Raw genomic sequence first — 24,510 nt, 5'->3', positions numbered from 1 at the left:
AGTAGACCGGACATCATACGCTTTCTATTCATTATGAATGAAAATATTTATATGGATATATAAAAGGTAGCAATAATTGAAGGAGCACGGATAGTGCTCCTATTAATTGGTGTGTGATTACTCTGCTTTTTTAGCGCAACTGTTCTCAGTTATCACTCTTTCAGCCAGTAATTTTCCTCGCGGACTGCGTAACTTAATATTGTAGATTACGCCGTGTACAAGATTTGCCTTCACTTCAGAGTTATTGCAATAGTAACGAATGCTTCCTTCAAGCAGCTGCTGAGCAGATGATGCCGCCTCACCATTATATATCATCATAAGCTGAACACTGTTTCCAACGGCTTTCGCTTGCATAATGGTTAAGGGGCCGTGCTCAATAGGTAAGCTATTGGATAGCGTTGTTGCTCGATGCTGAGCGATCGCTTCAATTTGGCGTTGTTTATCGGTATTGCCGCTGCAACCGAAAAGAAATACGGCAATGAGTGATAAGAGAGTGTATCGAGTTAATGAGGTCATTCTAGAATACTTTTTTAAATGGTTTCACAATGACGTTTTCATAGACACCAGCGTCGATATAAGGATCGGCATCAGCCCACTGCTTGGCGTCTTCTAAAGAAGGAAACTCAGCAATAACTGTTGAGCCAGTGAAGCCCGCTTCTGCAGGGTTTTCAGAATCAATGGCAGGCATTGGTCCTGCTGTCAGAAGACGTCCTTCATCTTGTAATAGCTGTAAACGAGCCAAATGTTTGTCTCTTACGCTCATGCGTTTTTGTAGAGAATCTTCAACATCTTGAGAAAAAATGACATACCACATGAATCTATCCTTTTACTTGTTTGATAGGCTACATAATACAAGATTTATCGTTGTGCATCGTAGCCGTGTATTAGAAGTGTAAGTTTACACACTTTTTACTGGACGAGGTCGACCATTACTGTCTATCGCCACATAATTAAACGTTGCTTCACATACTTGATAACGATCACCGATACCATTTACATTTACAGGTTTTACCCAGACTTGTAAATTCACCGACATTGATGTGCGTCCAATTTTAATACATTCGCCATAACAGCACACCACATCACCGACGCGAACAGGTTGTTTGAAGGTGATACTGGAGACAGAAACGGTTACCACACGTCCTGAAGAGATCTCTTTTGCCAGAATCGCCCCGGCTAAATCGAGTTGAGACATAATCCAACCACCAAAAATATCACCATTGGCATTGGTATCTGCTGGCATCGCAAGAGTACGCAGCAACATTTGCCCGCGAGGTGCGGAGCTAACATCATTGTTCATAAGACATTCCAATAGAAAACTCTCAACCGGGAGGTTGAGAGTACAGCATTTTATTTAGATTCTTCTTTAGGTAGGTGCTTGTAGATATAGATACCCGTAAGCAAGGTAAAACCAAAGGTTGCCGCCAACAAGCCAAAGACTTTAAAGTTGACCCAAACATCCAGAGGCAAATTGAAAGCGACATAAATATTGAGTAATGAACATAAAATAAAGAACCCAACCCAAGCCCAGTTGATTTTAGCCCATACAGAATCTGGCAAGGTAATCTCTTTACCTAACATTCCTTTAATGACGGGCTTACCCATAAGTTGAGTAACAAACAGGCCAAGTGAGAATAGCGCATAGACAATGGTAACTTTCCATTTAATAAAGTTATCATCGTGGAAGAAGATGGTCATTCCACCAAAGACGGTAACAATAACAAATGTCACCAACTGCATTTTCTCTACTTTCTTATAAATGAAGTAGGTTAGAGCGATTTGAATGGCGGTAGCGACAATTAATGCACCTGTAGCGGTATAAATGTCGTACATTTTATAAAGTGCAAAAAATATGATTAATGGAATAAAATCAATAAGTTGTTTCATTTTTCATTACTATAGGATAGAAAATTGTACACAGTCTAACGAATTTAGCGGCAATGCTAAACAGTTTGTAGAAATTAGATATAAAAAATGGCCGCAAATTGCGGCCATCCGTTTAGTGGTTGTGACTACTTATGCTTGTTGTTTTTGCAGCTCTAAATCTTTTTCGATGATAGAGTCAACAATAACGGCACATGCAGCATCACCAGTGATGTTCAATGCAGTACGAATCATGTCAAAAATACGATCCAATGCGAACAGAAGTGGTAAGCCTTCAATTGGGATACCAGCAGCAAGAAGTACCGCTACTACCAAGAATGAAGGACCAGGAACACCTGCTTGTCCAACCGCACCTAATGTTGCCGTAATGATGATGGCAATGTAAGCACCCATGCTTAGGTCAATGTGGAACAGCTGTGCAAAGAAAATCGCAACCAAACCGTAGTAAATTGCGTTACCACTCATGTTGATTGTTGCACCTAATGGCAGCACAAATGACGCAGTAGAGTTACGTACACCCAGTTCGTTTTCAACCGCATCCATAGTGACAGGAAGTGTCGCCATAGAAGAAGCCGTTGATAGCGCAACCGCTTGAGGCTTTTTCATTACCGTTAGGAACTTACGAGCCGATGTCTTAGTGAACAAGTGAATTAGGGCTGGGTATACAATAAAGCCAAAAATTAAGATAGCGGCGATGTATACGATGAATAGCTTAAATACCACCATCAATGCACCGAAGCCAAATGTACCTACCGCTTCAGCCATTAGGCCAAATACGCCAATAGGTGCAATGATCATTACTTTATTGATCATCCAAACCATAGCGTCAACAATGGAATTTACCCCATTCATTAACGGAGCGCGGCGCTCTTTTTCCAATTTGGAAATGGCGATACCAAAGAACAAGCAGAAAACGAGAATTTGCAGAATGTTTGCTTCATTCAATGATTGGAAAACGTTAGTAGGGATCATACCTACAACCGTTGCCCAAAATGTTGGCAATTCACCTTTAGATGCATATTCAGCAGAGAACATACCTTCAACCGACGATACATCGATACCAGTACCTGGTTGGAACACTTCACCCATGAATAGTGCTAAAGCAACAGCAAGCGCTGACGTTAAAGCGAAAAATCCTAGCGTTGTAACACCAACTTTACCAGCAGAATGGCTATCACCTAGACCCGCTGCACCTGAAATTAGGGCAACCGCGACTAAAGGGATAACGAGCATTTTAATCAGGTTAATAAAAATCGCACCTAAAGGTGCAAACATGGCAGCAGATTGACCCATAACAGCACCAATTAAGGTACCTAGAATCATGGCAATAACAACTTGCACACCAATATTAGTTAATAAGTTTTTCTTTTCGGCCACTACAACAACCTCCGTACGTGGAAAGTGAACAATCTTGGGGATTAGTATCGATTCGGCGTTAAAAGCCAGACAATAATTCCGTAAAACCTTTTACACAGTTCGAATTGGATTTACAAATAATTCCGATGATCAATTGTTATTTTAATGACGTAGGTTAAGTAATGAGTAAGCTGTCATTTACCAGAATGAGATCGCGGCGACACTTTAATAAATTAACCTGTGGAAGGGGTTTTACCGTGAAGTTTGCACTAAATAAACAGTCGAGATGAATGACAACACGCTCTCTGAATTTGCAGAGAGCGTGCATGGCGATTAAGGGTTAATTACTTGATTAAAATGCTTAGGGTCTGTTGATCTTTCGAGAACAGATTTTGTTCAATCTGAAAACGGTTTGAGCAAGGCATGAGGAGAGCAGCATAGTTATTCTATGTAAACGACTCATAACACAGCTCAAGACGTTTTCAGATGAACCCTTCGGGCAGCGTTTGTTGTTGCTTTCTACTGCGTTATCACCTGATTTGTGTAGATGGCTACACTTCACAGGTGCTGCCTTGTATAAAATAACAACAAACTGCTGCAAAAATAGTCGCGAAAGGTCAACAGACCCTAAGTAACTAACGTATTGTTGCTGCTTTCATGCTGCCAACAAAAGTAGCGAGCTCATTGAGCATGGTTTGAGCGTCATCCAGATTTGATTCGATGATCTTAACGACAGCGGAACCAGAGATAGCACCCGCAGCACCTGCATCTAGCGCTTCCACGACTTGTTCAGGTTGAGAAATGCCAAAACCAAGCAGGGCGGGTGGTGCTGAAAACTGATTTAATCTATCCATTAGGTGAGCGACGGGCATATTGGCCTTGGTTTCTGCACCGGTAACCCCTGCTCTTGAAAGTAGGTAGGTGTAGCCGCCGCCTAGCTCTGCAACCGATTTTAAGGTCTGATCACTGGCTGTTGGAGGTGCGATAAAAATAGCGTGAACGCCATGCTTCTTCGCCGCTTGAATGAAGTCCGCGCTTTCATTTGTTGGTACATCGGCAATCAACACCGAATCTATCCCTATTTCGGCGCATCGGCGATAAAAATTATCAATGCCGTTCGCGTATACTAGATTGGCATACATAAGTAAGCCTATCGGCAATTGAGGGTAGCGCTGACGAATTTGAGAAATCAACTCAAAACATATGCTCGGCGTGACGTTTGAGTCCAGAGCTCGGATATTTGCGCCTTGTATGGTCGGGCCGTCTGCTAACGGGTCAGAGAATGGGATCCCCAGCTCTAAGGCATCCGCACCGGCTTCTACCAAGGTGTCCATAATTTGTAGAGAGAGCTCTTTATTTGGATCGCCTACCGTGACAAAAGGAACAAAGGCACCTTCATTTTGGTTTTTTAACCGTTGAAAAAGTGATTGATAGCGATCCATTACAGCTCTCCTTTTTGTTGTAGTATGTCATGAACAGTAAATATGTCTTTGTCACCTCGACCAGACAGGTTTACCACTAAAAGCTGCTCTTTATCTGGTTCTGCGTAAGCCTGTTTAACGGCATAGGCGAGGGCATGTGCTGATTCCAATGCCGGGATAATTCCCTCTGTTTTGGCTAACTGCTGAAACGCATTTAATGCTTCATCATCGGTAGCTGAGTGATATTTGGCTCGACCCGTGGCATTTAAATGAGCATGTTGTGGCCCAACAGATGGGAAATCCAAGCCAGCAGAAACAGAGTAAGACTCTTCTACTTGTCCGTGTTCATCTTGCATCAGTGGTGCTTTCATACCAAAGAATATGCCTGTTTTACCATGCTTTAGTGGGGCGCCGTGCTGGTCAGTATCAATGCCTTTACCTGCCGGCTCAATGCCAATTAACTCGACGCTCTCTTCTTCAATAAAATCTGCAAACATGCCTATGGCGTTAGAACCGCCGCCAACACAGGCAATGACAGCATCAGGTAGACGTCCTTCACGAGCCAGTATTTGATTCTTGGTCTCTTCGCCGATCATTTTCTGGAACTCTCTCACTATGGTTGGGAAAGGGTGTGGGCCAGCGGCTGTTCCAAGTAAATAGTGAGCATCTTGATAGGTGGCAGACCAATCTCGTAGTGCTTCATTACAAGCATCTTTTAGTGTGGCAGAACCTGAGTGAACGGGGATCACTTCTGCACCCATCAATTTCATACGGAACACATTAGGGCTTTGGCGCTCTACATCTTTCGCTCCCATATATACGCGACATTTTAGATCTAACAGTGCGCAGGCTAGTGCGGTTGCAACACCATGTTGACCGGCCCCCGTCTCGGCAATGATCTCTTTTTTGCCCATTCGCTTTGCTAGCAATGCCTGCCCCAATACTTGGTTGGTCTTATGTGCACCGCCATGCAGTAGATCTTCTCGTTTTAGGTACAGTTTTGTTTTGGTACCTTTGGTGATATTTCGACACAATGTCAATGCGGTAGGTCTGCCTGCATATTCTTGCAGTAGCGTCATAAACTCACTCTGAAATTGAGGATCTTGTTGAGCATCAATAAATTCTTGTTCAAGTTGCTCCAGTGCAGGAACCAGTATTTGAGGTACAAACTGACCACCATACTCACCAAAATAGGCGTCTAACTTAGCCATACAATATCCTTAATAGTTTTTAATTTGTTCAAATGCGCGTTGCAGTAATTGAGCATCTTTCTTTCCGGGAGCGCTTTCTACACCTGAGTTGAGATCCAGACCGAGGCAGCCGAGTGAAGCGGCTTGTTTCACATTTTCTGGTGATAAACCGCCAGCAAGCATGATGTTTTTTGTTTGGCTAACCAATTGCCAATCAAATGTTTGTCCGGTACCACCCGTTTGCGTGCCGACTTTGCTGTCGAGAAGATGCTTATTCACGTTACTGCTTAACAGTTCAGGCAGGGTGTCAGTGACCCCGTACGCTTTCCAAATTTCACAATGTTTGTTCAATTGAGCTCTTAGTTGGTCAACAAAGTCTTGAGACTCTTTGCCATGTAACTGAACCGCGGATAAGCCAAGTTGATTCGCTGTAGAGATAACATCATCCAGACTTTGATTTTGAAATACCCCAACGTATTTAAGTGGTGCACCGCTCATAGTAAGGCGAGCTTGTTCTATATCCACCTGTCGCTTAGAACCATTGGCAAATATCAGGCCGCCGTACACCGCGCCGGCTTGATAAACGGCCGCAGCGTCATCAGGGTGGGTTAGGCCACACACTTTATTATCTCCAACCAGTACGCTTCTTACCGCTAGCTCTAAGTTCTCTTCTGACATTAATGAGCTGCCAATTAAGTAACCGTCGACATATTGTCGTAAGTCACGTACTTGCTGATTGCTGTAAATTCCTGATTCAGAAATAACAACGGTCTCTGCGGGGATTTGTGGGGCAAGTTCGCGAGTACGAGTTAGGTCTATAGAGAGATCTCGTAGATTGCGGTTGTTAATTCCGATGACTTTCGCTTTTAGCGCAATGGCTCGCTCCACTTCTTCTTGATTACTCGCTTCGGTCAAAATGCCTAAGTTGAGAGAGTGAGCTAGCTCAGAGAGTTTCAGGTACTGAGCGTCATCAAGCACAGACAACATCAGTAAAATGGCATTGGCACCATAGTAGCGAGCCAAATAGACTTGATAAGGGTCAATCATGAAGTCTTTACACAGAACCGGTTGCTCAACGTTGTTTTTGATTTGATTTATAAAATCGAAACTACCTTGAAAGTATTTCTCATCGGTAAGAACAGAAATGGCGCTAGCATAGTTTTTATAAACGGACGCAATGTAATCCAGATCGAACTCTTCTCTTATTAAGCCCTTTGATGGGGATGCTTTCTTGCATTCAAGGATAAATGCCGCCTTGTCGCCCGAAAGAGCATGATAAAAGTCTCGATCTGATGGCTCTAGAGTGTCGATAAAACTTGCCAATGGCTGGGTAGCTTTACGCTGCTCAACCCACTGTTTTTTATCTTCGACAATTTTGAACAGTACTTGCGCCATCTCGCGATTTTGTTGAGTAAATGTAGTCGACATCTGCGGTTATCCTCGCTGGGCCAGTTGTTGAACTAGCTCGAATGCTTTGCCTGATTTCATTACAGAAATCGCCTGTTGAGTATTTGCTTTTAGATCTTCATTGCCGAATAGTTTCAATAGTAGCGCAACATTAACGGCAACGGCGGCGGTTTGAGCCTCGCTACCTTTTCCGGTCAATATATTGCTGATAATGGTGCGATTCTCTTCAGGTGTTCCACCTTTTATGTCGTCTAAAGAGTAGCGTTCAACACCAAAATCCGCAGGAGACAAAGTGTACTCTGTTATCTCACCATCAATGATCTCTGCCACAACGGTATCCCCATGGATGGCGACTTCATCCAAGCCACTGCCATGAACAACCGCCGCTCGTTTAAGTCCCATTTTGGCTATCGTTTCAGCAATAGGTTTAACCAATGATTGATCATACACGCCCATCAGTTCAATGGGGGGCCGAGCCGGATTAATTAACGGACCTAAAATATTAAAGATGGTACGTGTCTTCATCGCCTGACGGACGGGCATAGCGTGTCGTACGCCACCGTGATATTCAGGAGCGAATAAGAAGGCAACACCCAAGTCATCAACGGCTTTGCGCGTATCGTCAGCAGACATGGCTAAGTTGATGCCAAAAGAGTCCAATAAATCGGAAGAACCGGATTTGCTCGACACTCCTCGGTTACCATGCTTGGCGACTTTGACACCACATGCCGCCGCGACAAAAGCCGCGGTGGTAGAGATATTAAAAGTGTTTGACCCATCGCCTCCGGTACCAACGATATCGGCGAACTCGTAATCGGGGCGCGGGAATGGATTGGCGTTAGCGAGCAACGCTTCTGCGGCTCCTGCGATTTCGTCAGGTGTTTCGCCTTTTATCTTCAGCGCGGTAAGCAGCGATGCTAACTGTAAAGGATCCATTTCGCCTCGGATGATACAGTCAAAAAGCGCGTGACTCTCTTGTTGGCTAAGGGAGGTTTGATCATATAATTTATTAATAATATCTTGCATCTGACTTCCTATTTATTCTGTTGGGTCTATTTTAATTTATTGATGATTGGATAACGCCCACTCAATGGTGTTTTTTAACAGCTTAGCACCATAGGTAGTCATAATGGATTCTGGATGAAACTGAAATCCACACACTTTATCTTGTTCGTTTAGCACCGACATAACCAGTCCATCAACTTCTGCGGTGATGGTCAGTGTCTCAGGGACTGAGATCGCAGTTAATGAGTGGTATCTGGCGATAGCGATGTTGGCGGGTAAATCTTGGTATATCACGTGGGGGGTATACGCCATCATAGATACTTTGCCATGGACAATCTCTCCGGCTCCGGCCACTGTACCGCCATAGGCTTCGACGATTGCTTGATGACCTAAACATATCCCAATCATAGGAACATGGCCTCTTAAGCGCTGAATCAACTCTGGCATGCAGCCAGCGTTTTTGGGCTCTCCGGGACCGGGAGAAAGCACGACGACAGGATTGTCTAGCTTGTCTATCTCAGCTGCAATGACGGCGGCAGAGATATGATTTCGATAGATGGTTACCGGATAACCAAGAGCGCGAAACTGGTCGACTAAGTTATAAGTAAACGAATCAAAGTTGTCGATAAAAATAACATTCGCCATTATAGATTCTCCAAGTGAGCATGTTGAATGGCTGAGATAACTGCCTGTGCTTTGTTGCGGGTTTCATCAGCTTCAGCTTGTGGATCCGAGTCGTAAACCACACCCGCTCCAGCTTGAACTTGCGCTATGCCATTTTCGACATACGCAGAACGAATAACAATACAAGTATCGAGATCCCCTTGACCCGTTAAGTAACCAACAGCGCCACCATAACTGCCTCGTCGAGATTTTTCTACTTGACGAATTAACTGCATGGCTCGAATTTTCGGTGCACCGGTCAACGTGCCCATATTCATGCAAGCCTGATAAGCGTGTAACGCATCGAGATCATCATGCAGTTGGCCAACAACTCGGGATACCAAATGCATGACGTGACTGTAACGGTCAACCTTCAGTAAATCCGCAACATAACGGGTTCCCGGCGCGGAGATTCTCGCCACATCATTTCTGGCGAGATCAACTAGCATCATATGTTCGGCGTTCTCTTTTTTATCACTGCGCAGTTCCAGCTCAATGCGTCCGTCTAAATCTAGGTTGATTGAACCATCGGCATTTTTGCCCCTTAATCGAGTTCCTGCGATGGGGTAGATTTCAACTTGGTTAGACTGTTTTTCATATTTGAGCGCACTTTCTGGAGATGCGCCAAATAGAGTAAACAGCGCATCATGCATATAAAACATATATGGGCTAGGGTTACTCTGCTTCAACTGTTTATATGAGGCCAGTGGAGAAGGGCACGGTAAGGTAAATTGTCGAGACGGAACAACTTGGAACACATCCCCTTGTACCACAAACTTTTTTAAATCGGTGACGGTGTTACAAAACTCGTCATCAGAGATATTTGTAGTAACGGCACACTCTTTTAACTTCTGTGCCTTTTTTAACGGCGCCGGTTTGTGGCTTAGCGTGGAGATGTCGTTTAGACGTTGAGATAATCGCTGCTTGGTCTGTTGAGTCCCATCAAATACGCTGCCTTGGACGGTACATGATTGTTGCTGGTGATCAATGGTCATTAATGTTTCAGCAAGATAAAAGACATAATCGGGGCAGTTGTTAATTTGTGTTGCAGCTCCGATAGGCTCAAAATTAGCAACCAGATCGAAAGCAAACAGCCCGCCCATAAATAGTGAGAAGTTATCTTTACCTTCAATGTCAAAGCTATGTTGAACAATACGCAGTGCATCGAAAGAAGACGCTTCCTTCATGCGACCATCTTCATCTAATTCTGTATCGGGAGTGACGAATTTCAACTCTAAACAGTTGTCAGAGTATGTCGATTGCACTTCATCAGTAATATGGGAAGCGATACGTTGAATCGCGTGTGAGCCATTTTCTGTTAGTGCCGTTAAAACCACGTTATTGCCACGGCATTCAATTCGCACCGCTGTATCGATCAACAACATACTTTTTAGGTTTTGTTTTGAATCGATATCTGCAGATTCTAATAAAAGACTGTTGGTTTTATCTGCGCAAAGTACTTGAAACAGTTCTGTTGGATCCGCGCAATAGGGAACCGTCAGCGTCAAAACATCTAACTGTCCCTTCTGTTCTATTTTTATTGCCTTATTCATAAGACGTCCTTAACTCAGTCATTTTATCGAAATCTATTTCTTTGTTCTAAAAGGGGAGTGGATCAAAAAAGCCCGCTCAATTAGCGGGCTTTATAAACTATTCTAGATATTTGACCTAATAGCATCGCCCACTAAACTCTATCCAAATACGCCACCATGATGCAACAAGCGTTTGGCTTGTAACATTAGTGCTAGGCATTTGAGTGGTTTCTAGTAACATGGGCGTTTCGATTCCTGTTTGATATTTCGTACTAGTAAACTAGTACTTGCGAGTAAAGTCAAGGTTTAAATGAAAATAGATCTTCATTGTCATACAACAGCTTCAGATGGTCGCTTAACACCGGAAGCCATCGTTGATAGAGCGTTAGAGTTTTCTATCGATGTGCTGGCTATTACCGACCATGATACGGTAATAGGTTCACTCGCTGCTCAACGTTATATTGCGCAGCAGAACTTACCTATACAGCTGATTAGCGGGATAGAAATATCGACGTTATGGCAAAACAAAGACATCCATATTGTTGGGCTTAACATCGATAACAACAATGTCGCGATGACCACCTTGATTGAGCAACAACAGCAGAGACGCGTGGATAGAGCCAAGTTAATGGCTGAACGTTTGTCTAAAGCCGTGAACGCACCAGTGTATGATGAAGTATCTATCATTGCAGATGGAGCACCGATAACCCGTGCGCATTTTGCTAAGTGGCTGGTGGAAAATGGCCACGCCAAAACGATGCAGCAGGTATTTAAAAAGTTCTTAACCCGAAATAACCCAGGTTATGTGCCGCCAAGTTGGTGTTCGATTGAAGAAGCGGTCTCCGCTATTCATGATGCCGGAGGACAAGCTGTTCTCGCGCATCCCGGCCGTTATAAGCTGACGGCAAAATGGATTAAACGTCTGATTTCCTCTTTTGTAGAAGCCGGAGGAGACGCGATGGAAGTGTCGTTACCTCAACAGTCGCAACAAGAGAGGCGAAACTTGGCGGATTATGCTATACAATACAGTATATTAGCCTCACAAGGTTCTGACTTTCATTATCCTTCCCCTTGGACGGAGCTTGGTCGAAACCTCTGGCTGCCTTCTGGTGTAGAGCCTGTATGGAAAGATTGGGGCATAACCCCAGTAGAAAATACCGAGATTATCGGTGGTAAGGAGTAACAATGAGTCAGTTTTTTTATTTACACCCTGACAATCCACAAGCTAGATTAATTAACCAAGCTGTCGCAATTATTAGAAATGGCGGTGTGGTGGTTTATCCAACCGACTCTGGCTATGCGCTAGGGTGTCAGTTGGAAAATAAACAAGCATTAGAAAGAATATGTCGCATTCGTAAAATAGATGATAAGCATAACTTTACTCTGCTATGCCGAGATTTATCTGAGCTTTCAATCTACGCACGGATAGATAATACCGCGTTTCGATTATTAAAAAATAATACCCCTGGGCCTTATACCTTTATTTTTAAAGGGACCAAAGAGGTACCTCGTCGATTAATGAATGCTAAGCGAAAAACCATCGGTATTCGTGTTCCAGATAATAAAATCGCTTTGGATTTACTGGAAGCATTAGGTGAGCCTTTAATGTCGACATCGTTAATTCTACCGGGAAGCAATGATACGGAATCTGATCCTGAAGATATTCGTGACAAATTGGAACACGCAGTAGATTTAATCATGAACGGTGGTTATTTAGGTGAGCAACCAACGACGGTTATTGACTTTAGCGAAGACGAAGCAGTCGTCGCTAGACGTGGTGCCGGGGATCCTACTCCGTTTGAGTAATCGATTCCGTAATCGCGTTATGTAGCAGTCAGATTTGGCTGCTATTTTTTTGTCAAAAATACTGCAATAAAATAATTCAATTGATGTATAATTCCCAGCTGCTAAAAATTTAGCGTATTTAAATTAGTGTTTAGTTAATTGAAATTATTGACGTCTGTGAAGACGACAGAAAAGGGTTATAGATGAGCGAAAAATTACAGAAAGTACTCGCAACTGCCGGGCATGGTTCACGACGTGAACTAGAAGCTTTAATTAAAGCGGGCCGTATTAGTGTTAATGGCATTGTAGCTAAGCTAGGCGAGCGTCTGGAAGATGACAACGCTGTAGTACGTATTGATGGGCATACCGTTAATTTAAAAACAACCGAAGCTGCTGTTTGTCGTGTATTAGCTTACTACAAACCTGAAGGTGAGCTGTGTACTCGTCATGATCCTGAAGGTCGTCGCACTGTTTTTGACCGCTTACCTAAAATTCGTGGTTCACGTTGGATTTCAGTTGGTCGTCTAGATGCTAATACTTCTGGTCTTTTGTTATTTACGACGGATGGTGAATTGGCAAATCGACTGATGCACCCAAGCCGACAAGTTGAACGTGAATATCTTGTACGTGTATTTGGTGATGTTACCGAACAAAACGTTCGTAACCTCGTTAAAGGCGTTAAGTTAGAAGACGGCATGGCACGATTTGAAGATATTGTTCATGCTGGTGGCGAAGGAATGAATCACACATTTTATGTGGTGATTAATGAAGGTAGAAACCGCGAAGTACGTCGATTGTGGGAATCTCAAGACACCACAGTAAGTCGTCTAAAGCGTGTTCGTTATGGTGATATCTTCTTAGAAAAGACACTGCCTCGTGGTGGATGGATGGAGCTGGAGCTGAAAGAAGTAAACTACTTAAGAGAGTTAGTTGAACTTCCAGCAGAGAAAACCAGTTTAATCGATGTTAATAATACCTCACGTAAACGTGAGCGCTCTCGTAGCCAGAAGATTCGCCGCGCAGTTAAGCGCCATGAAGAGCGAGTGAGTACTCCAAAGGGACGCAGCAACCAACAGCGCCGTCGCTCTCGTAAGTAGTGACTTGGTCGAGACAACAGATATAAATAAAGGGGCTAGCTAGCCCCTTTATGTTACTTGGTAGATGAGTTACGTGATACTTGAGTAACGCGATACAGAGTTGTGGCTCTCTGTCTTAGTCTCTTTTCCAAAGCACATGGCAAAACTTGTGCTCTGCGTCGCGACTAATAAGCAAGCGGGCGAACACTTCATCCAGTACATCAGATTCTTCATTGACCAGACCGATACGCACTTCAGCGTACACTTCTTTATCAATGTCGAAACCCACATGTTCTATCCAGTCGTCTGCGGTTTCTACTAATTCGGCAGCGCCTCTATCTTCAAACTGAGCAGTGAAGATGATGACATCAGCGGCTTCCAAATTGTCTGGAGCCATCTCCAAAAAAATATCGTAAGCCGTTTCAATAACATCATCGTACGACATTAGCTCTAATGAATTTTCTTGATCCGACATTATGACTCCTTATTAGTCTGCACGGCTGATGTATTTACGCTCAGCGGTGTTGATTTTAATTTTGTCACCAGAGGCGATGTATTCAGGAACTTGTACAGACAAACCCGTAGCAAAACGAGCTGGCTTAGTACGGGCGGATGCAGACGCACCTTTAATGGATGGGTCAGTGTCTTCAATCACCAACTCAACGGAGGCTGGTAATTCTATAGAGGCCGCTTTGCCATCTACCAAGATAACGAATAAACCTTGAATATCTTCGGTAATAAATAGCAGTTCGTCTTGAATATCTTCTTTGTTAAAGCTGTACTGGTCAAAGTTCTCAGTATCCATAAACACATATTCGTCACCGTCAGTGTAGGAAAATGTGGATGAGCGCTTGGTCATCTCAACAGTATCAACAACTTCATCGGATTTAAAACGCTCATCTATTCTTGAGCCGTTTGCTAGATCAGCGCAGCGAAGTTTATATATTTTTGCGCCGCCACGACCACCTGGAGTGGTAATTTCGATATCTTTAATAAGCAACATTTTGCCGTTAGATTCAATAACAAAACCTTTTTTTAGTTCACTTGCCTTAGGCATGGGATTTATCCTTTGTTAATCTATTTATTCTTAAAATATTCTAAATTTATTGTATTTATTCAATTTACTCAACTCGCCGAGCAAGCATCATTTTGTTACTTGGTCATAGCGATTAAATTGGGGCAAAAGAGTAGAATACAACGTCTTTGTTGAAATCCAAACCGATTCGCGCATAATTGCGTTAATCACTTCATTTTGATCAACCCAAGGTTTTAGAACATCGCCGTGACAAGAACATTACCCTTAATTGATCCTGATAAACCATTTCAGTATGCCTATCAGCCAGTAGTAAAAGAGCTTATTCATTCCCTTAGTGGTGGTTTTGGCCCCAATCTACATAGCCTGTATCTTTATGGAAGTGTAGCGAGAAAAACCGCCATTGAAGGACGCTCAAACGTCGATATCATCGTGGTGACAAATGGTAATTTGGATGACAGAACCACAACACTAGTGAATACCATTAAATGGCGTTTCAAAAAAGCGTATCCATTTATCACTGAGCTGTCATTTCAGTTTGTTAAAGCTCATGAAATATTGCAGTTGGAAAGCATATTCACTTGGGGCTTTATGCTTAAGCACTGTTCGGTGTGCATATATGGTGATGATCTCTCTAGTCGGTATGGAGAGTTTGAGCCGAGTTGGGAGATAGCAAAATATTGGAATATGGACGTCGATGAGTGGGTTAAACACTATCGACGTAAAATCGCGCTAGCTAAGTCTCAGTCTGAACAGATTAGGCATCAAGCTGTTTTAGCCAAAAAATTATTGCGAGCCAGCTACTCGTTAATCATGCATAAAGATAAGCATTGGTTTGATGACCCGATAGAGTGCGGTCAACATTTTCTTCGCTATCACCCGGAGAAAGAGCAGCAGATAAAACGTTTAGAAATACTGCTCTCTGGCCGCTACGTCCCAAAACGTTCTGTGGTTGGGTTAATTGATGATTTTGGCGATTGGCTAGTCAAAGCTTTTAAAAAAACCGAGTTTAGAATTGGTTAAAATAGATCAAGCTGAGGGGCGTTTAACCCGTCAAAATCGAAACCGACAAACGGCAAGATAGCATCAGCAACGGGCTTTAATTGCTTATCGATATAGTGCTGATAATCGATGGCGCTTTGGCGGTACTCAGAGGGTTCAGGGCCGTTAACCGTAATAAGATACTCTATACGGCCTCTATTTTGGTACTGCAGTGCTCGGCCGAGTCTCGCATTGTGTTCATCTGCTAGCCTTGCTGCACGCACTTGCGGTGGGATGTTCTTTTGATAGTCACTCAACTTTCTTCTTAATCGCTTTTGATAAACCAATAAATGATCATGCTCACCCAACAAGGTTGCTTCTACGTACTGTCGGATATAGTCGCAAGGATTCTCATTGTTAAAAACCATCTGGTAAAGCTTAAGTTGGAACTGTTGCGCTAATTTTGTCCAGTCTGTTCGAGCACTTTCCAGACCTTTGAAAATAATCTGTTGCTCTCCATTTCGTTCTACAAGTCCGGCATAACGTTTCTTTGAACCAACCTCTGCGCCTCGAATGGTTGGCATAAGAAACTTTTTATAATGGGTTTCATATTCAAGTTCTAAACAAGAAGTTAGACCAAATTGAGATTCAATATGTTCGGTCCACCACTGATTTATGTAGCAAACAAGCTCAGCACCCACGTTATCCGCTTGTTGCTGGTTATAAGGGCCGTTTAACGCGACAAAAGTAGAGTCGGTATCACCATAAATGACTTGGTAACCTTTCTCTTCAATTAATATTTTAGTCTGTTTCATGATCTCATGACCGCGCATGGTGATAGAGGAGGCGAGGCGAGCATCGTAAAATCGACATCCTGCTGAGCCTAATACCCCATAAAATGAGTTCATGATGATCTTAATGGCTTGGGAGAAGGCGTGTTCATTGGATGCTTTCGCACTTTCTCGGGCTGCCCACAACTGTTCTATCATTTGCGGTAGGAAATGTTTTGTTCGGTGAAACTGTCCACCAATAAATCCGCTGACTGCTTGATTTGGCTCTTTACCCTCGTCGAGTTTCAATCCTTCAATAAGCCCCATAGGGTCAATTAAGAAAGTGCGGATTATGGATGGGTAAAGGCTCTTAAAGTCCAGCACTAAAACGGAGTCGTAGAGGTTGGGAATAGAGTCCATCACAAAACCACCGGGACTCGCTAGCCACTCTTCGGTGGTTAAATTGGGTGCAACATAACCGGCTCTGTGCAATCTTGGTAGATACAAATTGGTAAACGCGGCAACTGAGCCTCCCATTCTATCAAGTTCTAAACCGGTTAATTTACTTCGTTGAATAACAAACTCTATCAGGTGTGTTTTTTCAAATATGCGGTTGACCAATCGACAATCTTGTAAGTTATATTTTGCCAGCAAGGGCTTATCGTCGCGGTACATTCGATTTATTTCATCCATACGATCATGGACGTTATGGATCGCTTTCCCTTCTCCTAATAGTTGCTGAGATACTGACTCTAAAGACCATGAAGAGAATTGGTAAGTGGCGGTTTTCAAGGTATCGATACCATCAAGGACAACGCGTCCGGGAATGGTAATAAAACCTTGCTGGGACTGATTAGACTGGCGGAAATAGATGGCACTGTTATCCCGGCCCATATTGAGTTTAATATTGTGCCATTGCGCACGCTTATCTAATAGGCGAAAGTCAAAGTCGATAACATTCCAACCGACTATTAAATCTGGGTCATACCTTTTAAACCACTCGACCATCGCCAGCAAAAGGGCTTTTTCATCTTTGACCCACAAAATCGCCGTATCCGCTTGTTCGGGCTCACCAATCATTATGACCACTTCGTTAAGTGGTGACGCTAAACCAATAGAGTATAAAATGCCTTTTTCAGAGCACTCTAAATCTAGAGAGACATAAGAAAGAGTCGGGTGATAATTCCCTTTGCGACACTTAGCATCATGAAAACGCAGATGATCACGCTTATCTTCCCTATTGCCAGCAAACTCAACGCTCCCTTGTATAAAACGCTCCATAAGAAAGCGATCTGCAAGTTTAACGTCGTTTTCGAAACTGATGATCTCGTTATCTTTTAGTAACTGATTAAACTGATTAATAACAAAATTGGTAGGTGCATAACACCCCGTTACGTTGTGACCTTGAAAGGTTTTCAGCTCAAGAGGGGAAAGCGTTATGGATAAGGGATGGCGTTGTAGTAGGGTTTCAATGAAAACGGCATCATCACTGTTAATAAACACAACGGGTTGCTCAGACAAAATGGTCAGCTTTGTTGGCCCTTCTGCGGTACTTAGCCACAGCTCTATTACTGTTTGGTCCTGTACGTCTCGCACCTGACGAGTGAGGATAAATCCGTTGTTAATATTCAATATTTTTATGCTGATTGATGATTATGTGTCGATAGTAACAATTAATGATGGAAAATAGAAAGATGAACAGGTACTGTTATACAGCGATGCTAACCATCGACAATTAAAAAAGCTCGAGAAATTAGAAGCTTGATAGTTACACTAAATAAGTTTTTGCTAAACTTTGTGGAATAAAGCATATTGTTGCTACGCAAAGTTGCGCAAAATGAGTTAAGATAGTTGAGTTTGTTGCACTTCACCGCTTGTGGTGAGTGCAGAACCAATGTGAGTTGTGTGGAGATACAAGTTTGATTAATGTTTTCCTTGTAGATGATCACGAGCTGGTTCGCACAGGGATAAGACGTATTATTGAAGACGTCCGTGGAATGAACGTGGCAGGGGAAGCTGACAGCGGTGAAGAGTCTGTAAAATGGTGTCGCAGCAACCATGCTGACGTTATCCTAATGGATATGAATATGCCAGGAATTGGCGGTTTGGAAGCGACTAAAAAGATTTTACGCTTTAATCCTGATATTAAAATCATTGTGTTAACGGTTCATACGGAAAACCCGTTTCCAACTAAAGTGATGCAGGCTGGCGCGTCTGGTTATTTAACCAAAGGAGCCGGCCCTGACGAGATGGTGAACGCTATCCGTGTTGTGCATAGTGGGCAACGTTATATTTCCCCTGAAATTGCTCAGCAGATGGCATTAAGCCAATTCTCATCTGCATCAGAAAATCCGTTTAAAGATTTGTCAGAACGTGAGCTTCAAATCATGATGATGATTACCAAAGGCCAACGTGTGACAGATATTTCTGAACAGCTAAACTTAAGCCCTAAAACCGTCAATAGCTATCGCTATCGTCTATTTAGTAAGCTGGATATCAATGGTGATGTTGAACTTACTCACTTAGCGATTAGACATGGAATGTTAGATACAGAGACTCTTTAGTGCCCTCCAATTTCGATTCAGAAACCTTTCTTAAATCGGTTACCAATCAGCCCGGCGTATACAGAATGTATAACGCCGATGCTGATATTATTTATGTCGGTAAAGCCAAAGATCTTAAGAAGCGTCTCTCCAGCTATTTTCGTAGCAAAGTAGACAGCGAGAAGACTAGGGCGCTGGTTAGCCATATAGACAGAATTGATGTCACGGTCACCCATACCGAGACAGAAGCATTGATTCTCGAACATAACTACATTAAACAGTATTTGCCCAAATACAACGTACTGTTACGCGACGACAAATCCTATCCTTATATTTTCTTAAGTCATCATCGTCATCCACGGCTTTCTATGCATCGTGGTGCGAAAAAGAGAAAAGGCGAATATTTTGGACCTTACCCCGATTCTGGTGCAGTAAGAGAAACACTCCATCTTGTGCAGAAAATCCTGCCGGTGCGACAGTGTGAAGATACGGTTTACAGTAACCGTTCTCGTCCTTGCCTTATGTATCAAATTGGTCGCTGTGCCGCTCCTTGTGTCTCTAAACTAATTTCTGATGATGAGTATGCTGAGCTCATTGATCTGGTGACCCTGTTCTTAAAGGGCAAAGATCAGATGGTGATGACTCAGTTAGTCAACAAAATGGAGCAGGCGAGCCAAGAATTACGCTTTGAAGAAGCAGCGAAACTTCGCGACCAGATCCAAGCGATTCGACGTGTGCAGGAACAGCAATTTGTCTCTGAAGATACCATGGAAGATATGGATGTACTTGGTTTCGCACAAGAGAACGGCATCGCTTGTATACATATTTTAATGATTCGTCAGGGTAAGATTTTGGGCAGCCGGAGTCATTTTCCTAAAATTCCAAATAACACCGAACGAGAAGAGGTATTTTACGCCTTTTTAAGTCAGTATTATCTCAACCATAGCGAAACAAGAACCATACCTAACCGGTTGATCGTCAATAAAGAACTGGTTGATGATATTGCGCCGTTAACGGACGTGTTAACCGAGCTTGCCGGACGGAAAGTGATGGTACACCTTAGCCCAACGTCGACCAAAGGCCGTTACCTTAAACTGTCTAACACCAATGCATTAACCGCCATTACCAGCAAAATTAATCATAAAATGACCATTCATCAACGTGTTACGGCACTGCAAGATGAACTGGGCATTACCTCTATCCGACGTATGGAGTGCTTTGATATCAGCCATACAATGGGAGAGAGCACAATTGCGTCTTGCGTTGTGTTTAATCAGGAAGGTCCGGTGAAGCAAGAGTATCGGCGTTACAATATCACCGGTATTACCGGAGGTGATGATTACGCTGCAATGGGTCAAGTGCTAGAGCGTCGTTATAGCAAGCAGCTCGATGTAGAAAAAATCCCGGACATTATTTTTATCGATGGTGGTAAAGGTCAATTGAATCGAGCGAAAGAGATCATCTCTTCTCACTGGGATGATTGGCCAAAACGCCCAAGACTCATCGGCATTGCTAAGGGGGTGACAAGAAAAGCAGGACTTGAAACCTTAATCACAATAGAAGGTGATGAGTTTAATCTGCCTACGGATGCTCCCGCGTTACATCTTATTCAGCATATAAGAGATGAAAGCCATAATCATGCTATTGCCGGACATAGAGCGAAAAGAGCGAAAACTCGAAGAACGAGCCCGTTAGAAGGAATTGAAGGTGTTGGTGCTAAAAGGCGTCAATCTTTGCTTAAATATATGGGCGGTTTGCAAGAGCTTAAGCGAGCAAGTGTCGAAGATATCAGCAAAATTCCAGGAATTAGCTATTCTTTAGCAGAAAAAATACATCAGGCATTGAAAGAGTAACGTTTTTCCCGCACCATTAGCAGGCCATTTATAAGAGCCTAATAAAATGCGTTTTACCATACCCAATATTCTTACACTTCTTCGGCTGGTATTGATCCCAGTTTTTGTTGTCATATTCTATCTTCCTTACACATGGGCCCCTTTTGTTGCCGCTATGATATTTTGGGTAGCAGGAGTGACGGATTATCTAGACGGTATGCTAGCGAGAAAGCTAGGGCAAACATCAAGATTTGGTGCGTTTTTAGATCCCGTTGCAGACAAAGTGATGGTGGCGACTGCGCTAATCTTGATTACCGAGCATTACGCCAGCATCTGGATAACCATCCCTGCCATTACCATGATTGCACGAGAAATTATTATCTCTGCTCTTAGAGAGTGGATGGCTGAAATAGGTAAACGTTCAAGTGTTGCCGTATCATGGATTGGTAAAGTAAAAACGGTTTCGCAGATGTTCGCTTTATGGGTATTGGTATGGCGTTATGATGATTGGATGGTTTGGCTTGGTTATGGCGCGCTATACGTTGCGACATTCTTAACCTACTGGTCTATGATGCAGTACTTAGCCGCAGCAAAAGATGATCTGCTAAACGAAGAGCATCAGTAATAAACCGCGATCTATCAAGTAAATGTGGTGGCTCAATAGATTGTTTTGACCTATTTTGACGTTTAAATAATCAAACAAATCAAAAATAGAAAATTTGAGTTGACTCAGTAGAGTGAATCCGTAAAATGCCTCCCCGTAGTCAGGAACAAGCTTCCACACTCAAGAAGGCGCGTTGGCAGAGTGGCTATGCAGCGGATTGCAAATCCGTGGACCTCGGTTCGACTCCGGGACGCGCCTCCATATTTTCTTATGAAAATATATTGCGACACTAGCTCAGTTGGTAGAGCGCAACCTTGCCAAGGTTGAGGTCACGAGTTCGAACCTCGTGTGTCGCTCCAAATTTTGAAGCCCCGACAGAAATGTCGGGGCTTTTTACATTTCCAAAGAAGTGACATTCGCTCAGTTAGCAGGGAATCACCTTATTGAGGTGAGTTCTCGCCTAATGTTCTAAAGAAGATAACCTAGTGCGTCACTTCAAAGTGGATAGCCGTATCAGAAATGAGTGGCTGTTTTCTCTTTCCATGACAAGATAGAAAAGTAGGTATTATGACCAGTCTGTTTGGTGCACTGTTTTTTGCTCTTATTGCGGCGGTGGGTAACGCGATGTTTGCTGCCGGCCAAAAAAAGGTCGTTGTTGAAGATGGGCCATTGTCGTTTATGGTCTTAACGTCGGTGATTTGCGTCATTCTTGCGGTTGTTATTTCTCCATTTATTGGCAGTAGTCGATATGGAGAAGTGTTGCGAGAGAACTGGCAGTGGGTAACTATTGGTGGGGTGGGGCTGTTTCTAACTTACTTAGGCTTTTATCTACTTTACTCCCGCTATGGAACCACAAGCTACGTTTTATATGCGGTACTCTCAATACTAACCACCTCTTTGATTGTTGGCCTGTGGCTGTTTAAGGAGACATTTAATAGCTATCATTGGGCGGCATTTGTCTGTGCTCTACTCACCGTGGTGTTATTTTCGTTAGGTAATAAGTACAAACAGCCAGCTCAAGTTGTTAATGAACAAGCGAGTGAGCAGCATGTGGTAACACAGGCTATTGATGTCGAGTCTTAAAGAGACCAAGCTGACTAACTAACCTCAACTCGGGATAAGAAAGTCAAAACTCCATATTTAATGATCAATAAAACAGAGAGAGCGATTAGGCTCTCTCTGTTTGTATCTGCGTGACGCTTATTCTGCTGCGGTAGAGATTAAGCTGTTATCTGAGCCGAAGCTGTTTCTAACGTAGTCATCTGCCGCAGGGTCATTTTCCCAAGTTTCATTATCAATAAGGTAGCGAAATTGAAAACTTGAGTCTTTTGCTAATCTCACTCTTAGTGAATAAGCTTTGTTCTTCTTATTCAGCTTGAGAGGAGCCGCTTCCCAGCCATTAAAATCACCGGCAACTGCAACGCTAGACTCTTCCCCTTGAGGCCATTCAAAAGTTACTTCAACTTCATCTTTGGTCTTAAAAAAACGCTTCTTTAACATCTTATCTTCCTATAAGTACAAAATATAAACATACATTCAAAGGTTAATGTTTAGTGTATTTTTACCGCTAGTTCAAGTCATTTTAATGTAAAAAACATGGTAACTTTATGAAAATTCAGTAGTTACAGAATAATAAAAAAGTTGTTGCAGAGAAGAAATTGATATGAAACCAATGGGTTACTATAAAAAATAGTAGATTATTCTATTTCGCTAACGAATTTCTGTATAATCCTACCAAATTTCAACTTTTGAAATGTTTGCATTCGTTACTTAAGCAAACAGCGATGTTTGACAATTTATAGTCAGTTTCTACCATGGATACTATGTACCTCGGAGATATTGTGCTGTAATTGTTTATAATTATGGTTATCAGCAAGAAAGCGGTAAAAACGATTGAACCTATCTGACTCTACAAAACAGTTATTTACGAATAAACGCTATGATAGTAAAGCGCAGCTTGCTGCTCAGAAAATATCTTTACAGACGACTAAACGTTATTCCCAGTGGTTGGTGAACATGAAGTACGTTGTTGAACAGTCAAATGTCGACAGCTTATTGAGCCAGCAAGGGCAATATAGTGACCCTGCCTCAAATGAAGAGAAACACCGAGTAACAGAGATTCAGCGTGACCTATTGGACTGTGAAAGACAGAAAGTGGTTGAGCGTATTGAGAAGATTGAAGAACAGCAGATGATGTTAGATATGGTGGTGAAGAATGTTTCAGTAACCACTGAAAGGTTGATGCTAGAGAAACTGCAAGAGATGAAGCCTGAGCAGTTGTTTCAAGATTTTCCTGATTACGGACATTTCTCCTCATTTGCTTACTCTGCATCATTGAGTTTCTCTCGGCTAGGTTCCTTGGCTACTGAAAGTCCTTCTTTAACAAGTAATGTGCTTGATCTGGTGAGTAACGACAGTTTTTGTAACCTATTAGGTAAGTACCCTAAAAACACAGACGATCCTAAAGTCGCCATCGGATTTATTGGTATCGATAATTGTAAAAAGCTGTTTCCGGTTCTAATGGCTAAGCCACTACTGAAATGGTCGGATAAAAACACTCGTCTTATCGCACCGAAGTTGTGGCAACATGCGGTGGTGATGGCAAATGTAACCAGAATGCGTTTAGAAGATGCTAATTACAAAGAGCCTGATGAAGGCGTACTTATTGGCATGGTTAGAGCCTGTTCTTATTTTGCAATATGTAACCTATTTAGTCAGGTGTTTGACGAGGCATTAACGTTAGTGATGAGACGGTATATTGCGGATAAGCAGACCGATGAGTATGACTTATGTTCTGAAGTGAGTCCGACTCTGTCTGTGTTACCCAACGTACTGTTTAAACTTGATAAGACGATTTCTCGTAAAGTTGTTGACTATATTGAGTGGGGCCCACGAGCTGTACATCTAAAAAATGCGCTTTTAGAAGATATCGAAGAGGTGCCTATTTTGGAGAGAAGTTTGCATGGTGTCGCTCTTGGTCAGGCAAAAGCATTTTCGATTTATGACCTGATGAAGCAGAGTAATGCGTTTGTAGATAAGCATGCGCCTTTCTGGTTTGCTAATGTTCAAATGGATGGTGGGGCTATTAAAGAGGTTGTCGCACGTTCTCCGGGTAAATTGACCCTTTCAATGTAGTTAAAAGGGCGTTTTTGCCACCGTTTAGACTAAAAAATAGTCATACGAATCAAAAGGTCAAAAAATAGGGTTGACTCATTTTCTGAATCCAGTAAAGTACAGCCCTGTTCCGACAGCGATAACATTGTTGACCGGAAAACAAATTTTGAATATTGAATTTAATTCAGTATTAAGATGGTGTCATAACTTTTCAGTTAACAGCATCGCAATAAAGAATTGCGTGCCCTGGTGGTGGAATTGGTAGACACAAGGGATTTAAAATCCCTCGGCGTTCGCGCTGTGCCGGTTCAAGT

The 24,510-nt window shown here is 42.7% G+C and carries 24 protein-coding genes and 2 tRNA genes; 11 read left to right on the top strand and 15 right to left on the bottom strand.

From position 1 onward, the window contains the following. Positions 1-117: 117 nt before the first annotated feature. From F0227_RS16590 to F0227_RS16540, 11 genes are all read right to left on the bottom strand, one after another. On the bottom strand, positions 118-516 hold the full coding sequence (locus F0227_RS16590; RefSeq protein ID WP_171754356.1) for a GspS/AspS pilotin family protein: 399 nt from the start codon (positions 514-516) through the stop codon (positions 118-120). A 1-nt stretch (position 517) separates the two neighbouring features. Continuing rightward, positions 518-814, bottom strand: coding sequence for a YciI family protein (locus F0227_RS16585; protein WP_171754355.1), 297 nt, complete (start codon positions 812-814; stop codon positions 518-520). 84 nt (positions 815-898) lie between these two features. After that, positions 899-1,300 carry an acyl-CoA thioester hydrolase YciA gene (gene yciA, locus F0227_RS16580; protein ID WP_171754354.1) on the bottom strand — a complete coding sequence of 134 codons (402 nt, stop codon included), beginning with the start codon at positions 1,298-1,300 and terminating at the stop codon, positions 899-901. 50 nt (positions 1,301-1,350) lie between these two features. Next, positions 1,351-1,887 carry a septation protein A gene (locus tag F0227_RS16575; protein ID WP_171754353.1) on the bottom strand — a complete coding sequence of 179 codons (537 nt, stop codon included), beginning with the start codon at positions 1,885-1,887 and terminating at the stop codon, positions 1,351-1,353. A 129-nt stretch (positions 1,888-2,016) separates the two neighbouring features. After that, a complete protein-coding gene (locus F0227_RS16570; protein WP_171754384.1) occupies positions 2,017-3,309 on the bottom strand; it encodes a cation:dicarboxylase symporter family transporter in 1,293 nt (430 codons plus the stop codon). A 566-nt stretch (positions 3,310-3,875) separates the two neighbouring features. Further along, entirely contained in the window at positions 3,876-4,682 is an 807-nt protein-coding gene (gene trpA, locus F0227_RS16565) for a tryptophan synthase subunit alpha (RefSeq protein WP_171754352.1), read from the bottom strand. Then, on the bottom strand, positions 4,682-5,872 hold the full coding sequence (gene trpB / locus F0227_RS16560; RefSeq protein ID WP_171754351.1) for a tryptophan synthase subunit beta: 1,191 nt from the start codon (positions 5,870-5,872) through the stop codon (positions 4,682-4,684). Before trpB ends, trpA begins: the two co-directional genes overlap by 1 nt. A 9-nt stretch (positions 5,873-5,881) precedes the next feature. Next, complete coding sequence (trpCF, locus tag F0227_RS16555; protein ID WP_216613451.1) at positions 5,882-7,279, bottom strand: bifunctional indole-3-glycerol-phosphate synthase TrpC/phosphoribosylanthranilate isomerase TrpF; 1,398 nt, start codon at positions 7,277-7,279, stop codon at positions 5,882-5,884. 6 nt (positions 7,280-7,285) lie between these two features. Further along, a complete protein-coding gene (gene trpD, locus F0227_RS16550) occupies positions 7,286-8,284 on the bottom strand; it encodes an anthranilate phosphoribosyltransferase (RefSeq protein ID WP_171754350.1) in 999 nt (332 codons plus the stop codon). Between the two features lie 36 nt (positions 8,285-8,320). After that, a complete protein-coding gene (locus tag F0227_RS16545; protein ID WP_171754349.1) occupies positions 8,321-8,908 on the bottom strand; it encodes an aminodeoxychorismate/anthranilate synthase component II in 588 nt (195 codons plus the stop codon). Continuing rightward, positions 8,908-10,479 carry an anthranilate synthase component 1 gene (locus F0227_RS16540; RefSeq protein ID WP_171754348.1) on the bottom strand — a complete coding sequence of 524 codons (1,572 nt, stop codon included), beginning with the start codon at positions 10,477-10,479 and terminating at the stop codon, positions 8,908-8,910. Before F0227_RS16540 ends, F0227_RS16545 begins: the two co-directional genes overlap by 1 nt. Before the next feature lie 289 nt (positions 10,480-10,768). Here F0227_RS16540 and F0227_RS16535 point away from each other — a divergent pair, with 289 nt between their 5' ends. The 3 genes from F0227_RS16535 to rluB all read left to right on the top strand — a co-directional run bounded on the left by F0227_RS16535 (position 10,769) and on the right by rluB (position 13,340). After that, positions 10,769-11,641, top strand: coding sequence for a PHP domain-containing protein (locus F0227_RS16535; RefSeq protein WP_171754347.1), 873 nt, complete (start codon positions 10,769-10,771; stop codon positions 11,639-11,641). A 2-nt stretch (positions 11,642-11,643) separates the two neighbouring features. Continuing rightward, positions 11,644-12,264 carry an L-threonylcarbamoyladenylate synthase gene (locus tag F0227_RS16530; protein WP_171754346.1) on the top strand — a complete coding sequence of 207 codons (621 nt, stop codon included), beginning with the start codon at positions 11,644-11,646 and terminating at the stop codon, positions 12,262-12,264. Positions 12,265-12,446: 182 nt separating this feature from the next. Next, on the top strand, positions 12,447-13,340 hold the full coding sequence (rluB, locus tag F0227_RS16525; protein WP_171754345.1) for a 23S rRNA pseudouridine(2605) synthase RluB: 894 nt from the start codon (positions 12,447-12,449) through the stop codon (positions 13,338-13,340). Between the two features lie 115 nt (positions 13,341-13,455). Here rluB and F0227_RS16520 read toward each other — a convergent pair whose 3' ends face one another. Continuing rightward, positions 13,456-13,794, bottom strand: coding sequence for an HI1450 family dsDNA-mimic protein (locus tag F0227_RS16520; RefSeq protein WP_171754344.1), 339 nt, complete (start codon positions 13,792-13,794; stop codon positions 13,456-13,458). 12 nt (positions 13,795-13,806) lie between these two features. Further along, positions 13,807-14,376 (bottom strand): elongation factor P-like protein YeiP, encoded by a 570-nt coding sequence (yeiP, locus tag F0227_RS16515; protein ID WP_171754343.1) that lies wholly within the window; start codon positions 14,374-14,376, stop codon positions 13,807-13,809. A 225-nt stretch (positions 14,377-14,601) separates the two neighbouring features. Between yeiP and F0227_RS16510 the strand changes: the two genes are divergently transcribed. Continuing rightward, complete coding sequence (locus tag F0227_RS16510) at positions 14,602-15,375, top strand: nucleotidyltransferase domain-containing protein (protein WP_171754342.1); 774 nt, start codon at positions 14,602-14,604, stop codon at positions 15,373-15,375. On the opposite strand, the gene F0227_RS16505 is transcribed toward F0227_RS16510, so the two are convergent. Further along, on the bottom strand, positions 15,372-17,735 hold the full coding sequence (locus tag F0227_RS16505) for a DNA polymerase II (RefSeq protein ID WP_171754341.1): 2,364 nt from the start codon (positions 17,733-17,735) through the stop codon (positions 15,372-15,374). The two genes, F0227_RS16510 and F0227_RS16505, sit on opposite strands and share 4 nt — an antisense overlap. A 287-nt stretch (positions 17,736-18,022) precedes the next feature. Between F0227_RS16505 and uvrY the strand changes: the two genes are divergently transcribed. The 6 genes from uvrY to F0227_RS16475 all read left to right on the top strand — a co-directional run bounded on the left by uvrY (position 18,023) and on the right by F0227_RS16475 (position 22,165). After that, positions 18,023-18,667: a UvrY/SirA/GacA family response regulator transcription factor gene (gene uvrY, locus F0227_RS16500; protein WP_171754340.1), complete on the top strand. Its 645-nt coding sequence runs from the start codon at positions 18,023-18,025 to the stop codon at positions 18,665-18,667. Further along, a complete protein-coding gene (uvrC, locus tag F0227_RS16495) occupies positions 18,667-20,499 on the top strand; it encodes an excinuclease ABC subunit UvrC (protein ID WP_171754339.1) in 1,833 nt (610 codons plus the stop codon). Before uvrY ends, uvrC begins: the two co-directional genes overlap by 1 nt. A gap of 46 nt (positions 20,500-20,545) precedes the next feature. Next, positions 20,546-21,103: a CDP-diacylglycerol--glycerol-3-phosphate 3-phosphatidyltransferase gene (gene pgsA / locus F0227_RS16490; RefSeq protein WP_171754338.1), complete on the top strand. Its 558-nt coding sequence runs from the start codon at positions 20,546-20,548 to the stop codon at positions 21,101-21,103. A 166-nt stretch (positions 21,104-21,269) separates the two neighbouring features. Then, positions 21,270-21,343: transfer RNA gene (locus F0227_RS16485), tRNA-Cys, on the top strand. 22 nt (positions 21,344-21,365) lie between these two features. Beyond that, positions 21,366-21,441: transfer RNA gene (locus F0227_RS16480), tRNA-Gly, on the top strand. A gap of 208 nt (positions 21,442-21,649) precedes the next feature. Continuing rightward, complete coding sequence (locus F0227_RS16475; RefSeq protein WP_171754337.1) at positions 21,650-22,165, top strand: EamA family transporter; 516 nt, start codon at positions 21,650-21,652, stop codon at positions 22,163-22,165. A gap of 117 nt (positions 22,166-22,282) precedes the next feature. Here the strand turns inward: F0227_RS16475 and F0227_RS16470 are convergent, their stop codons facing one another. Next, on the bottom strand, positions 22,283-22,582 hold the full coding sequence (locus F0227_RS16470; RefSeq protein ID WP_171754336.1) for an isoamylase early set domain-containing protein: 300 nt from the start codon (positions 22,580-22,582) through the stop codon (positions 22,283-22,285). A gap of 393 nt (positions 22,583-22,975) precedes the next feature. Between F0227_RS16470 and F0227_RS16465 the strand changes: the two genes are divergently transcribed. Beyond that, positions 22,976-24,217, top strand: a complete 1,242-nt coding sequence (locus tag F0227_RS16465; RefSeq protein WP_253822123.1) for an HDOD domain-containing protein — start codon at positions 22,976-22,978, stop codon at positions 24,215-24,217. The last annotated feature ends 293 nt before the right edge of the window (positions 24,218-24,510 follow it).

It is taken from the genome of Vibrio sp. 99-8-1 (assembly GCF_013114595.1).
Taxonomy (GTDB): domain Bacteria; phylum Pseudomonadota; class Gammaproteobacteria; order Enterobacterales; family Vibrionaceae; genus Vibrio.
The sequence above is the reverse complement of the archived record's forward strand: the minus strand, read 5'-3'. Positions and strand labels throughout refer to the sequence as shown.